The sequence below is a fragment of the Salmonella sp. SAL00653 genome (assembly GCF_046552515.1).
GTDB lineage: Bacteria > Pseudomonadota > Gammaproteobacteria > Enterobacterales > Enterobacteriaceae > Salmonella > Salmonella enterica.
The window spans coordinates 472,307-485,149 of record NZ_JBGDTY010000001.1 but is presented as its reverse complement, the minus strand read 5'-3'; the positions used below and the strand labels follow the sequence as shown (position 1 = coordinate 485,149).

Genomic DNA, 12,843 nt, shown 5'->3' with positions numbered 1-12,843 from the left:
AATCAAAGTGTTAGAATAATGTAATCTTAACTCATGACAGGAATAATCTTGAGCAAGAACGCATTTAATGCTTATTTTAATAGCCTGTGTTTAGGAGTAAGACCACGAAGTGATTATATAATGAGCAAAACAGAACTATACGCGGCGTTAAACCGCGATTTTCAGTCGTTAATGGCAGGTGAAACCAGCTTTCTGGCCACGCTGGCGAATACCAGCGCGCTACTGTTCGAACGTCTTACCGAGGTGAACTGGGCGGGATTTTATCTCCTCGAAGGCGATACGCTGGTGTTGGGGCCGTTTCAGGGGCGAATCGCCTGTGTGCGGATTCCGGTTGGTCGCGGCGTGTGCGGCGCAGCGGTAGCGCAGAATAAGGTTCAACGTATTGATGATGTTCATGCGTTTGACGGCCATATTGCCTATGATGCCGCCAGCAACGCCGAAATTGTGCTGCCTGTCACGGTTGGCGAACGGATTATCGGCGTGCTGGATATAGATAGCACGGCGTTTGGCCGTTTTACCGAAGAAGATGAACACGGCCTGCGTACGCTGGTCGCACAGCTTGAAACCGTGCTTGCAACGACGGATTACAAAAAATTCTTTGCGAGCGTCGCAGGATAATCAACGGATAACGTAGCAATTACTGATGGCGTCATTATAATGACGCCTGTTCATGCCTGCTGCTTGTTGGCTACGTCCGTTGTAATCAGGAAATTTCATGGAAAATCAACCTAAGTTGAATAGCAGTAAAGAAGTTATCGCGTTTCTGGCCGAGCGTTTTCCTCACTGTTTTAGTGCGGAAGGCGAAGCTCGCCCGCTGAAAATTGGTATTTTTCAGGATCTGGTAGAGCGAGTTGGGGGCGAAATGAACCTCAGCAAAACGCAACTTCGTTCCGCTTTACGTCTTTATACTTCAAGCTGGCGTTACCTGTACGGCGTTAAGCCGGGCGCAACGCGCGTCGACCTTGATGGCAATCCGTGCGGCGAGCTGGAAGAACAGCATGTCGAACATGCGCGTAAGCAGCTTGAAGAAGCCAAAGCCCGTGTTCAGGCGCAGCGCGCAGAGCAGCAAGCGAAAAAACGCGAAGCTGCCGCGGCGGCTGGCGAAAAAGAAGACGCGCCGCGACGCGAGCGTAAACCTCGCCCGGTAGCGCGTCGTAAAGAAGGCGCTGAACGTAAACCTCGCGCTGATAAACCGACGACGAAAGCGCCGCGTGCGCCTCGCGAAGAGAAGCACACGCCGGTTTCTGATATTTCAGTATTGACCGTAGGGCAGTCCCTCAAGGTGAAAGCGGGTAATAATGCGATGGATGCCACCGTATTAGAAATCACCAAAGATGGTGTCCGTGTACAGCTGAATTCGGGTATGTCTTTGATTGTACGCGCAGAACACCTGGTGTTCTGAAACGGAGGCCAGGCCTGGCATGAACACTTTTTTTAGGCTTACCGCGTTAGCTGGCCTGCTTGCATTAGCAGGCCAGTCCTTCGCCGTGGAAGATATTACGCGTGCCGATCAAATTCCCGTACTAAAGGAAGAGACGCAACATGCGACGGTGAGCGAGCGCGTAACGTCGCGTTTTACCCGCTCCCACTATCGCCAGTTCGATCTGGATGAGGCATTTTCGGCAAAGATTTTTGATCGCTATCTGAATCTTCTCGACTATAGCCACAACGTTTTGTTGGCGAGCGATGTCGAGCAGTTTGCGAAAAAGAAAACCGTGTTGGGCGATGAGCTGCGCACGGGTAAGCTGGATGTTTTTTACGATCTTTATAACCTGGCGCAAAAGCGCCGGTTTGAACGTTACCAGTACGCGCTAAAAGTGCTGGAACGGCCAATGGATTTCACCGGAAACGATACGTTTAACCTGGACCGCAGTAAAGCGCCCTGGCCGAAAGATGAGGCTGAGCTAAATGCGCTGTGGGATGGTAAAGTGAAATTCGATGAGCTCAGTCTGAAACTCACCGGCAAGAGCGACAAAGAAATTCGCGAAACGCTGACGCGTCGCTACAAATTCGCTATTCGCCGCCTGGCGCAGACCAACAGTGAAGATGTGTTCTCGCTGGCGATGACCGCTTTTGCGCGTGAAATCGACCCGCATACGAATTATCTTTCTCCCCGCAATACCGAGCAGTTTAATACCGAAATGAGCCTGTCTCTGGAAGGTATCGGCGCGGTGCTGCAAATGGATGACGATTACACTGTCATTAACTCATTGGTCGCCGGTGGCCCGGCAGCGAAGAGCAAGTCGATTAGCGTCGGCGATCGTATCGTCGGCGTAGGGCAGGCCGGAAAACCGATGGTCGACGTCATTGGCTGGCGTCTTGACGATGTGGTGGCGCTGATCAAAGGGCCGAAAGGCAGCAAGGTCCGACTGGAAATACTGCCGGCTGGCAAAGGGACGAAAACGCGTATTATAACGCTGACGCGTGAACGGATTCGTCTTGAAGATCGCGCGGTTAAAATGTCGGTGAAAACCATCGGCAAGGAAAAAGTTGGCGTACTGGATATTCCAGGCTTCTATGTTGGCTTGACCGATGATGTCAAAGTTCAGCTTCAGAAGCTGGAAAAACAGAACGTTAACAGCATCGTTATCGATCTGCGTTCAAACGGCGGTGGGGCGCTGACGGAAGCCGTTTCGCTTTCCGGTCTGTTTATCCCTTCTGGTCCGATAGTTCAGGTGCGCGACAATAACGGCAAAGTGCGTGAGGATAGCGACACCGACGGCGTGGTCTACTACAAAGGCCCGCTGGTGGTGCTGGTCGATCGTTTCAGTGCCTCGGCATCGGAAATCTTCGCTGCCGCGATGCAGGATTATGGCCGCGCGCTGATTGTCGGTGAGCCGACCTTCGGTAAAGGTACGGTACAGCAATATCGTTCGCTAAACCGAATTTACGATCAGATGCTTCGCCCGGAATGGCCTGCGCTGGGTTCGGTGCAGTACACCATTCAGAAGTTTTACCGTGTCAACGGCGGTAGTACGCAGCGTAAAGGGGTCACGCCGGATATCATCATGCCGACTGGCAATGAAGAGACGGAAACCGGAGAAAAATTTGAAGATAACGCCTTGCCGTGGGATAGCATTGATGCGGCGAAATACGTGAAATCGGACGATTTGGCCCCGTTTGGCCCGGAATTATTGAAAGAACACAACGCGCGTATCGCCAAAGATCCTGAGTTTCAGTACATCATGAAGGATATTGCACGTTTCAATGCCATGAAGGATAAGCGCAACATCGTCTCTCTGAATTATGCGCAGCGTGAGAAAGAGAACAATGAAGAAGACGCTCTGCGCCTGGCGCGTATTAACGATCGGTTTAAACGTGAGGGTAAACCGTTGCTGAAGAAACTGGACGATCTGCCAAAGGATTACCAGGAGCCGGACCCGTACCTTGATGAAACGGTGAAGATTGCTCTGGACCTGGCGCATCTTGAAAAAGAAAAACCAGCGGAGCAGGCGGCAGCCAATAAGTAACGCTAAACAGGCACAAAAAATTGTGCCTGTTTTTTTTTAACAAGCGCAGAAGTCGTCAGGATAATGCTACAAAATGTAAAGTTGTGTTTTTCTCGTGACTTACCGCCTGGTGATGCTTGAAAATAGCCATAAGACCCATACGATGTGGGTAATCGCATAGTGCGCTTTGTTAAATTGAGGTTAAAAGAAAATTATGATGCGAATCGCGCTCTTCCTGCTGACGAACCTGGCCGTGATGGTCGTTTTCGGGCTGGTTCTGAGCCTGACAGGGATACAGTCGAGCAGCGTGCAAGGCTTGCTGATCATGGCGCTGCTGTTTGGTTTTGGCGGTTCTTTTATTTCATTGCTGATGTCCAAATGGATGGCGTTAAAATCCGTAGGAGGGGAAGTTATTGAACAGCCTCGCAATGAAAGAGAACGCTGGTTGATGAACACCGTAGCAACGCAAGCGCGCCAGGCCGGTATCGCCATGCCGCAGGTTGCTATCTACCATGCGCCGGACATTAACGCGTTTGCGACGGGCGCACGCCGTGACGCCTCATTGGTCGCTGTGAGCACCGGTTTGTTGCAAAACATGAGCCCTGACGAAGCGGAAGCCGTCATTGCGCATGAAATCAGCCATATTGCCAATGGCGATATGGTGACGATGACGTTGATTCAGGGGGTGGTTAACACCTTCGTTATCTTTATTTCGCGCATTATCGCGCAAATTGCTGCTGGTTTTCTGGGCGGCAACCGCGATGAAGGCGAAGGAAGTAACGGTAATCCGCTAATCTATTTCGCCGTTGCGACGGTGCTGGAACTGGTCTTCGGTATTCTGGCGAGCATCATCACCATGTGGTTCTCCCGTTACCGTGAGTTTCATGCCGATGCGGGATCGGCGAAGCTGGTTGGCCGTGAAAAAATGATTGCCGCGTTGCAGCGCCTGAAAACCAGCTACGAGCCGCAAGAAGCGACCAGCATGATGGCGTTTTGTATTAACGGTAAATCGAAATCGTTAAGCGAGCTGTTTATGACGCACCCACCGCTGGATAAACGCATTGAAGCGCTGCGTAGCGGTGAGTACCTGAAATAATAAGCCCACTGGCAAGTATGAAAAGCGCGTCGAATGACGCGCTTTTTTTACGCCTGAACGCGTGGTTGCGTAATACGTAAACCGCTCACAACCGCCGCGAGAGTCGCCAGGATCGCCGCTGCGAGCAGAGAAAGATGCGTACCGCTATCGCCAAACTGGTTCAACATCAGCGCTACCAGCGCGGCGCCAGTACTTTGGCCTAACAGTCGCGCCGTGCCCAGCATCCCGCTGGCGCCACCGCTGCGCTCACGCGGCGCGGAAGTGATAATGGTGTGATTATTCGGCGACTGGAACAGGCCAAACCCTGCGCCACAAAGGATCATCGGCCAGATAATATTCAGATCGGAGGGGGAGGCTGGCAACATGACCAGCGCAAACAACCCGGCTGCCATTATCACCATTCCCAGCGCCCCCAGCAAACCGGCATGAAGACGTTCTATCAGGTATCCCGCCAGCGGCGCCATTACCATCGTTGCCAGCGGCCAGGGCGTCAATAACAGGCCGGTTTCTACTTCGCTACGGCCCAGCACGGTTTGCAGATAAAAAGGTAGCGAGACCATGGCTAACATTTGCGCGCAGAACGAGCAAATTGACGTGCCGATCGAGAGTGAAAAAAGCGGAATTCGTAACAAGTCGATGGGTAACAAAGGGACGGGCAAAGAAAGCTGGCGGCGCACGAAGAAAAACCCGACCACGACCAGAACGAGCAGCTCTGCGCCAATCAACGTTAGCGACTGTCCCTGGGCAAATCCGCTCAATGCGGTAATCAGCAGGCCAAATGTGAGCGCATTCATTACCGCGCTCGGTAAGTCAAAGCGCGGCTTAGTGTCATGGGCGATGTTTGCTGGTAAAAAGCGTATGGCCAGAATTAACGCGATGATACCTAACGGGACATTAATCAGAAACAGCCATTTCCATGATGAGATGGACAAAATCGCCGCGGCGATCGTCGGACCCGCGGCGGAAGAGACTGCGACGATAAAAGAGTTAATTCCCATGCCTCGTCCCAGATGACGCTGGGGGTAGATAAGACGAATCAGCGCCGTGTTTACGCTCATTAGCGCCGCGCCGCCAAATCCCTGCGCGATGCGCGCCAGCGTCAGCATCTGCAGCGAGTCTGAAAGCGCGCAAAACAATGATGAAAGCAGAAATACCACTAAACCACATTTGTAGATCCGGCGATAACCAAACATGTCGCCTAAAAAAGACAGGGAAAGCAGTGAGACGACAATGGCGATTTGGTATGCATTGACAATCCAGATAGAGCTGGCAGGGGAGGCATGTAAATCAGTCGCAATGGTTGGCAGCGCGACATTAGCGATTGCGCCATCCAGAACCGCCATCGAAATACCGATAATAATCGTCAGGATAGCGCCGTATCTCTGCGGGAGGGGCAGGCCATCGGCCCGTGTTTTTTCCATAAGTATTTTGTAATAAGGGGAGTTATGAGCTGAATAATAATGTTAGCATTAATACTGAGTTGTTATGTCGCAGATTTGTAACGAAGTAAGCAAAGATGGATTGCGGGCGACCTGGCGTGAAATTATAATAAAAACTCGTTCTGAATTTTATAAAACGCTCGTAATGAGGTGATAAATGGCAAACGCAGATCTGGATAAGCAGCCTGATTCTGTATCTTCTGTGCTGAAAGTTTTCGGCATTCTGCAGGCGCTGGGTGAAGAGCGTGAAATAGGGATTACCGAGCTATCGCAGCGCGTCATGATGTCGAAAAGCACCGTTTATCGCTTTTTGCAAACCATGAAAACGCTGGGCTACGTGGCTCAGGAGGGGGAGTCTGAAAAATACTCTCTGACGCTAAAGCTGTTTGAGCTGGGCGCGCGAGCGTTGCAAAATGTTGATCTCATCCGCAGTGCGGACATTCAGATGCGCGAACTGTCTCGTCTGACAAAAGAAACTATCCATCTTGGCGCGCTGGATGAAGACAGCATTGTCTATATCCATAAAATTGACTCTATGTACAATCTGCGGATGTACTCACGTATTGGGCGTCGTAATCCGCTGTACAGTACGGCCATCGGTAAAGTACTTCTGGCCTGGCGCGACCGTGATGAGGTTAAGCAGATTCTCGACGGCGTAGAGTATAAGCAAAGCACTGGACGCACGATTACCAGCACTGAAGCGTTGCTGCCGCTGTTGGATGAAGTGCGTGCGCAAGGATACGGTGAAGATAACGAAGAACAGGAAGAAGGATTACGTTGTATCGGCGTACCGGTATTTGACCGTTTTGGCGTAGTCATCGCAGGGTTAAGCATTTCGTTTCCGACGCTGCGCTTTTCAGAAGAACGCCTACAGGAATATGTGGCTATGTTACACGCCGCCGCGCGTAAAATTTCTGAACAAATGGGTTACAACGATTATCCCTTCTAAGCAACGTTATTAGCATGACGTTAAAAAAAAGCAGCTGCGAAAAATGTAGCTGCTTTTTTTATAACATAGGGCGGGATGAAATCGTAAAAGTAGATAATATCTGTCGGCTTATTTAACGGTTATTAAAATATTATTTAACAGTACTTATGAACAACAGCCAATATAGGGGAATTATTGGTGATAGTTTCACTATGAAATTATTTATTGCCGCTTAGCCATTATCCACCACGGTGGCGATTTTTCTGAAAATGGGACAGTCGGAAAAGCCAATAATGCCGCTGTTGGTATGGAGATATTGCGCCGTGCTGGTGCCGCGTGCGGTCAGGTAATGGCACTGTAAACCCAGCCCCGCAGCGTTCACTTTACTTCCCACCAGGATGCCATAGCCGCTCATCAGCAGGCCTATCCACACCAGGGCAAACAATACAATTGCGCGAATGATCAAACGCATTACTACCTCTTTTCTTTTTTAGTTAGAATAAGAGTAGCGTGTACATTGATTGAAACAAGTGAATCATTCCTAAAAACATATAATGCCGCTACAGTTACTCCTGGTTTAAGTAACTCATGATAATTTAGCGACATAAGATGTAAGATCGGAGAGTGGAGTGAAAAAATTTCGATGGGTCGTTCTCGGCATCGTGGTGGTAGTATGCCTGTTGCTGTGGGCGCAGGTGTTTAATATCCTGTGCGATCAGGATGTACAATTTTTCAGCGGTATTTGCGCCATCAATAAATTTATTCCCTGGTAAACGTTTTACACCAGAGATTTCCTTCCCGTGTAGCAGTGGTAGAATGACGTCTCTACATTGAGGTGGTGAAATGAACGACGTTTTAAACTCTGGTGCGTTTTCTCTTGCATCTTTAATAGTATCAATGGTGGTTCTGGTGGTGGGGCTGGCGCTCTGGTTCTTTGTCAACCGGGCAAGTTCCCGTGCCAACGAGCAGATAGAATTGCTCGAAGCGTTGTTGGATCAACAAAAGCGGCAAAACGCGTTGTTACGCCGCCTTTGCGAAGCAAACGAACCAGAAAAAGAAGCGGAACCCGCAACAGCGGCAAGCGAACCGAAAGAGGATGAGGACATCATTCGTCTGGTTGCAGAACGATAATGCTTACCGGGGCGCAAATGGCGCCAGTGCCATACGCCCCATTTCCCCGTCGGATCTCTCCGCGTTGCCGTTTGCAACTGATACTACAGCATCAACACCTTACATAATATATGGCTTTATATGCAACATAGTTTTATATGTATAACAAATGGACATATGTCAATTTTGTGATACCGCTCATTCTCTATTAAAAGCGAAACGTTTCTCTCTCTTTATGGATTGTCATTGTTTGTTCATTATTTTAAGGCATTCTGTAAAGACGCAGAACATCACAAAAAGCGGTGTCGAAAATCGCTTTTCTTTTCTATTATTTTGATTAAAAGGTGTTTTTTATCATTGTGACAATTTATGCATAACTCAGCATAAAAAGTGATATGAAAAATACAGCTTTTAAATGTGATTTGATGCACTGGAAGAAGCGAAGTTATTGAGCTATGGTAGAAAAATGGCTTTTCAGCAGTGACGTTGTCAGGAGTCCGTCAGCGCGTGAGGATATATCTTTCGCAATTTTGTTGCATAAATGTGCTGTCAATTTGTGAAGGTTCTCGTAATTTGTGCGACGGATCGAGACACGTTTAAAAATGGCTTGCCATAATTAACGTTGTATGTGATAACAGGCTTTGGGTTAAACGAGGTACAGTTCTGTTTATGTGTGGCATTTTCAGTAAAGAAGTCCTGAGTAAACACGTTGACGTTGAATACCGCTTCTCTGCCGAACCTTATATTAGTGCCTCAAGCAGTAATGTGTCAGTTTTATCTATGTTATGCCTACGGGCAAAGAAAACACTCTAAGGAATTTTGCAAATGGCAAAGATTAAAGGTCAAGTTAAGTGGTTCAACGAATCCAAAGGTTTTGGCTTCATTACTCCGGCTGACGGCAGCAAAGATGTGTTCGTACACTTCTCCGCTATCCAGGGCAATGGTTTCAAAACTCTGGCTGAAGGCCAGAACGTTGAGTTCGAAATTCAGGACGGCCAGAAAGGTCCGGCTGCTGTTAACGTAACAGCTATCTGATCGACACCACTGATTTGATGCGTTTGTCGCGTCAGCCTCAGATATAAAGCCTCGCTAAAAGCGGGGCTTTTTAATTCAATATCCTTCAAAATGTGTCTGGATGCGCTCTCGTTAGCGATTTGTTGCAAAGGCGCGATGTTATTAGCATTGTTTTTTCTGGTTTTTCCGGCCGTTTCCCGTTAAATCAATCACCTGAAAAATGATTCGGCTGGAGATCAGGTGAAAAAGAAAAGCGACGGCGATACCCGTAATTTTACGCCCATACGTTTTGCACTACTTTGCACTGCCATTCTGCTCAGTATGGCATTGTTGTTAGGGCGGGTGGCATGGCTGCAAATTGTTACGCCGTCGAAACTGGTGAAACAAGAAGATATGCGCTCGCTTCGTGAAGTGACCACGGCCTCTCCACGCGGCATGATCACCGACAGAGAAGGGCGACCCTTAGCGGTGAGCGTTCCGGTTAATGCTGTCTGGGCCGATCCGAAGACTATCATAAGCAAAGGCGGCGTTGGCTACAATGAGCGCTGGCAGGTGCTGGCCAGCGCCTTACATCTGTCGCTCAGTACGCTTGCGGAACGGGTAAACAGTAACCCGGCAGGCCGTTTTATCTACCTTGCGCGCCAGGTTTCACCCCAGCAAGCCGAATGGATAGATAAACTGAATCTACCGGGTATTAACCTACGGGAAGAGTCGCGCCGTTTTTACCCTGCCGGACACGTAGCGGCCAATTTGATCGGCTTTACCAATATCGACGGGCAGGGAATAGAAGGTATTGAAAAGAGCTTTAACGCGCAACTGACGGGAAAACCGGGTTCCCGACTGGTGCGTAAAGATAAATTTGGTCACGTTATTGAGAACATTACGGAAGTGAATCCGGTTCCTGCTCATGAACTTCAGCTTAGCATTGATGAACGTCTGCAAACGGTCACCGAAGATGCGCTGGATAACGCCGTCATCTGGAACAAAGCGGAATCCGGCGCTGCCGTATTGATTAACATCCCAACGGGTGAAATTCTCTCGATGGCGAGCTACCCGGATTTCAACCCGAACAACCGTGAAGGCGCGCAGTTGGACGATTTTCGTAACCGCGCGATTAGCGATACTTTCGAACCCGGTTCTACTGTGAAGCCATTGGTCATTATGACTGCGTTACAGCAGGGCATCGTGCAGCCGGACAGCGTTATCGATACCCATCCTTTTACTCTCGATGGACACCGTATCCGCGACGTCGGTTACTATCCGGAACTGACATTAACCGGCATTTTGCAAAAATCCAGCGATACCGGCGTTTCTCACCTTTCTCTGGCGATGCCGGTGCAGAAATTAATGGATACTTATAAAAGCTTTGGTTTCGGCGTGCCTACCGGACTGGGTCTCACCGGAGAGAGCAGCGGGTTATTACCGAAACGCCGTTACTGGAGTGATTTAGATCGCGCTACCTTCGCTTTTGGCTATGGATTAATGGTGACGCCGCTGCAACTGGCGCATGTTTATGCCACGATTGGCAGCTTTGGTATCTACCGTCCGTTATCGATCACCAAAGTTGATCCGCCCGTGATCGGCACGCGGGTAATGCCGGAAGAACTGGTGCACGAGGTGGAACATATGATGGAGAGCGTCGCGTTGCCTGGCGGCGGCGGAACAAAAGCCGCAGTAAGAGACTACCGTATTGCGGTCAAAACCGGGACGGCGAAAAAAATTGGCGATGATGGTAAATACGTCGATAAGTATGTGGCATATACCGCAGGCGTCGCGCCGGCAAGTAACCCCAGATTTGCGCTGGTGGTGGTGATTAATAATCCGCAAAACGGGGCTTATTATGGCGGCGCGGTATCTGCGCCCGTATTCAGCCAGATCATGGGCGATGTGCTGCGGCTGGAAAATGTTGAGCCAGACGGTATGCCAGCCGATTCAGATCACCTTCTGGTGATGCATGGCAGCCACGTTGCGGTTCCAGGCTCGTAAAGGATTTTCCCGGGGCGCAATTCGCGTTACACTTGCGCCCTTTAGCGCCCAGTCCGGAGTTGTCATGTCGTTTACCTGTCCGCTTTGCCATCAGCCGCTTACGCAGATTAATAACAGCGTTATATGTCCACAGCGCCATCAGTTTGATGTGGCGAAAGAGGGCTACATCAATCTGCTGCCGGTACAGCATAAACGTTCGCGCGATCCGGGCGACAGCGCCGAAATGATGCAGGCGAGGAGAGCGTTTCTTGATGCGGGCCATTATCAGCCGCTGCGCGATGCGGTGATTAACCTGTTGCGCGAGCGGCTGGATCAGTCGGCCACGGCGATTCTGGATATCGGCTGCGGCGAGGGGTATTACACTCATGCTTTTGCCGAGGCGTTGCCGGGAGTCACCACGTTTGGACTGGACGTTGCTAAAACGGCGATCAAAGCGGCGGCGAAGCGCTATTCGCAGGTGAAGTTTTGTGTGGCGTCAAGCCATCGACTGCCCTTTGCCGATGCGTCAATGGATGCGGTGATCAGAATCTACGCCCCGTGTAAGGCGCAGGAATTGGCGCGCGTGGTGAAACCAGGTGGTTGGGTCGTTACCGCCACGCCTGGACCGCATCATCTGATGGAACTAAAAGGGCTCATTTATGATGAGGTGCGTTTACATGCGCCGTATACCGAGCAGCTCGACGGATTCACATTGCAGCAGAGTACCCGCCTTGCTTATCACATGCAGCTCACCGCCGAAGCGGCTGTAGCACTGTTGCAAATGACGCCATTTGCTTGGCGCGCCAGACCAGAAGTGTGGGAACAACTGGCTGCCAGCGCCGGACTTAGCTGCCAGACGGATTTCAACCTTCATCTCTGGCAGCGTAACCGTTAACCGTGAAAATGCGTCCAGAGGATCTGGACGCCAATTCCTATCAGTACGACCCCGCCGAGAATTTCAGCACGCTTACCCAGCATTGGGCCGATAAAGCGACCGATCATCATTCCGAGGGTGGACATGATAAGCGTGGCGCAACCGATAGCTAATGCGGTAGCGATGATGTTTACCTGCAAAAACGCCAGACCGACGCCAACCGCCATCGCATCGAGGCTGGTCGCGATAGCCGTCGTGACTAATAGCCAAAAGCTGTGGCGGCGTAACGGTGTTTCGTCTTCATCGCTACCGCCGCGGATACCTTCGATGATCATGCGTCCGCCCAGAAAGATCAGCAGAACAAAGGCTATCCAGTGGTTCCATTCCAGAACGAATTTACTCGCCAATATCCCCAGCCCCCAGCCGATTAACGGGGTCAGCGTTTCAACCGCGCCAAAGATAAGGCCGGTACGCAACGCTTCTGAGAATTTGGGTTTATGTAGGGTGGCGCCTTTGCCAATTGATGCCGCGAAAGCATCCATCGACATGCCGAAAGCGAGAAGAACAGTAGCAGTAAAGTGCATGACAACGTCCTGACCGGGGTATCCATTAAACACATCACTGCCCCCAGCAAACATGCATGTCGCCATTCTGTGACGAAATACACAGCAGTTGATGCGCCTATGGTCTCGCCTGACCAGCGGCGGCTGGTCCGTACGCGCCACGTTTTGCAACGAGTATGTTGACGCGTACATTTCCGGAGTCTGGAAATCGGCTACTCCCCAATTGACGGCGCAACATTAACATATTTTTAGAATATAAAACAACAGCGATAAAATATTATTTGCCTTCTAGTTGAAAACGATTTTCATTTAGATTTATTCATCAATAAAACGTTAAATTAAATAACAATTGGTCAATAGAAAATATAGCCTTAGCTATATTATGATTCGAAATAAAATTCGAAA

The 12,843-nt window shown here is 50.0% G+C and carries 14 protein-coding genes and 1 riboswitch; of the genes, 11 read left to right on the top strand and 3 right to left on the bottom strand.

The genetic code is table 11. The features are described 5' to 3' along the window. The first annotated feature begins 120 nt into the window (after nucleotides 1-120). The 4 genes from ACLJRU_RS02450 to htpX all read left to right on the top strand — a co-directional run bounded on the left by ACLJRU_RS02450 (nucleotide 121) and on the right by htpX (nucleotide 4,545). Nucleotides 121-618: a GAF domain-containing protein gene (locus tag ACLJRU_RS02450; protein ID WP_023235004.1), complete on the top strand. Its 498-nt coding sequence runs from the start codon at nucleotides 121-123 to the stop codon at nucleotides 616-618. Nucleotides 619-715: 97 nt separating this feature from the next. Continuing rightward, nucleotides 716-1,402 carry an RNA chaperone ProQ gene (gene proQ, locus ACLJRU_RS02445; protein WP_000431401.1) on the top strand — a complete coding sequence of 229 codons (687 nt, stop codon included), beginning with the start codon at nucleotides 716-718 and terminating at the stop codon, nucleotides 1,400-1,402. A gap of 19 nt (nucleotides 1,403-1,421) precedes the next feature. Continuing rightward, a complete protein-coding gene (gene prc / locus ACLJRU_RS02440; RefSeq protein WP_001091234.1) occupies nucleotides 1,422-3,470 on the top strand; it encodes a carboxy terminal-processing peptidase in 2,049 nt (682 codons plus the stop codon). 193 nt (nucleotides 3,471-3,663) lie between these two features. After that, the gene (gene htpX / locus ACLJRU_RS02435; protein WP_000984498.1) at nucleotides 3,664-4,545 is read left to right on the top strand and encodes a protease HtpX; all 882 of its coding nucleotides are present in this window, start codon (nucleotides 3,664-3,666) and stop codon (nucleotides 4,543-4,545) included. 47 nt (nucleotides 4,546-4,592) lie between these two features. Here the strand turns inward: htpX and ACLJRU_RS02430 are convergent, their stop codons facing one another. After that, nucleotides 4,593-5,966, bottom strand: coding sequence for an MFS transporter (locus ACLJRU_RS02430; protein WP_000416139.1), 1,374 nt, complete (start codon nucleotides 5,964-5,966; stop codon nucleotides 4,593-4,595). A gap of 175 nt (nucleotides 5,967-6,141) precedes the next feature. Between ACLJRU_RS02430 and kdgR the strand changes: the two genes are divergently transcribed. Further along, the gene (gene kdgR, locus ACLJRU_RS02425) at nucleotides 6,142-6,933 is read left to right on the top strand and encodes a DNA-binding transcriptional regulator KdgR (RefSeq protein WP_001262195.1); all 792 of its coding nucleotides are present in this window, start codon (nucleotides 6,142-6,144) and stop codon (nucleotides 6,931-6,933) included. 211 nt (nucleotides 6,934-7,144) lie between these two features. Here the strand turns inward: kdgR and yobH are convergent, their stop codons facing one another. Then, nucleotides 7,145-7,384, bottom strand: coding sequence for an invasion protein YobH (yobH, locus tag ACLJRU_RS02420; protein WP_001236777.1), 240 nt, complete (start codon nucleotides 7,382-7,384; stop codon nucleotides 7,145-7,147). 157 nt (nucleotides 7,385-7,541) lie between these two features. Between yobH and mgrB the strand changes: the two genes are divergently transcribed. The 6 genes from mgrB (at nucleotide 7,542) to rlmA (ending at nucleotide 11,896) form a co-directional block, all read left to right on the top strand. After that, nucleotides 7,542-7,685 carry a PhoP/PhoQ regulator MgrB gene (mgrB, locus tag ACLJRU_RS02415; RefSeq protein ID WP_079961240.1) on the top strand — a complete coding sequence of 48 codons (144 nt, stop codon included), beginning with the start codon at nucleotides 7,542-7,544 and terminating at the stop codon, nucleotides 7,683-7,685. Nucleotides 7,686-7,755: 70 nt separating this feature from the next. Next, nucleotides 7,756-8,043, top strand: coding sequence for a YebO family protein (locus tag ACLJRU_RS02410; protein ID WP_001000660.1), 288 nt, complete (start codon nucleotides 7,756-7,758; stop codon nucleotides 8,041-8,043). A 648-nt stretch (nucleotides 8,044-8,691) separates the two neighbouring features. Beyond that, nucleotides 8,692-8,835 (top strand): DUF2627 domain-containing protein, encoded by a 144-nt coding sequence (locus tag ACLJRU_RS02405; protein WP_001537930.1) that lies wholly within the window; start codon nucleotides 8,692-8,694, stop codon nucleotides 8,833-8,835. Between the two features lie 12 nt (nucleotides 8,836-8,847). Further along, a complete protein-coding gene (gene cspE, locus ACLJRU_RS02400; RefSeq protein WP_001062678.1) occupies nucleotides 8,848-9,057 on the top strand; it encodes a transcription antiterminator/RNA stability regulator CspE in 210 nt (69 codons plus the stop codon). Between the two features lie 219 nt (nucleotides 9,058-9,276). After that, nucleotides 9,277-11,022 (top strand): peptidoglycan glycosyltransferase FtsI, encoded by a 1,746-nt coding sequence (ftsI, locus tag ACLJRU_RS02395; protein WP_023235002.1) that lies wholly within the window; start codon nucleotides 9,277-9,279, stop codon nucleotides 11,020-11,022. Nucleotides 11,023-11,086: 64 nt separating this feature from the next. Continuing rightward, complete coding sequence (gene rlmA / locus ACLJRU_RS02390; RefSeq protein ID WP_000010924.1) at nucleotides 11,087-11,896, top strand: 23S rRNA (guanine(745)-N(1))-methyltransferase; 810 nt, start codon at nucleotides 11,087-11,089, stop codon at nucleotides 11,894-11,896. Here rlmA and mntP read toward each other — a convergent pair. After that, nucleotides 11,893-12,459 carry a manganese efflux pump MntP gene (gene mntP, locus ACLJRU_RS02385; protein WP_001518359.1) on the bottom strand — a complete coding sequence of 189 codons (567 nt, stop codon included), beginning with the start codon at nucleotides 12,457-12,459 and terminating at the stop codon, nucleotides 11,893-11,895. The two genes, rlmA and mntP, sit on opposite strands and share 4 nt — an antisense overlap. Nucleotides 12,460-12,570: 111 nt before the next feature. After that, a riboswitch (yybP-ykoY riboswitch) is annotated at nucleotides 12,571-12,672 on the bottom strand. Nucleotides 12,673-12,843: the final 171 nt, after the last annotated feature.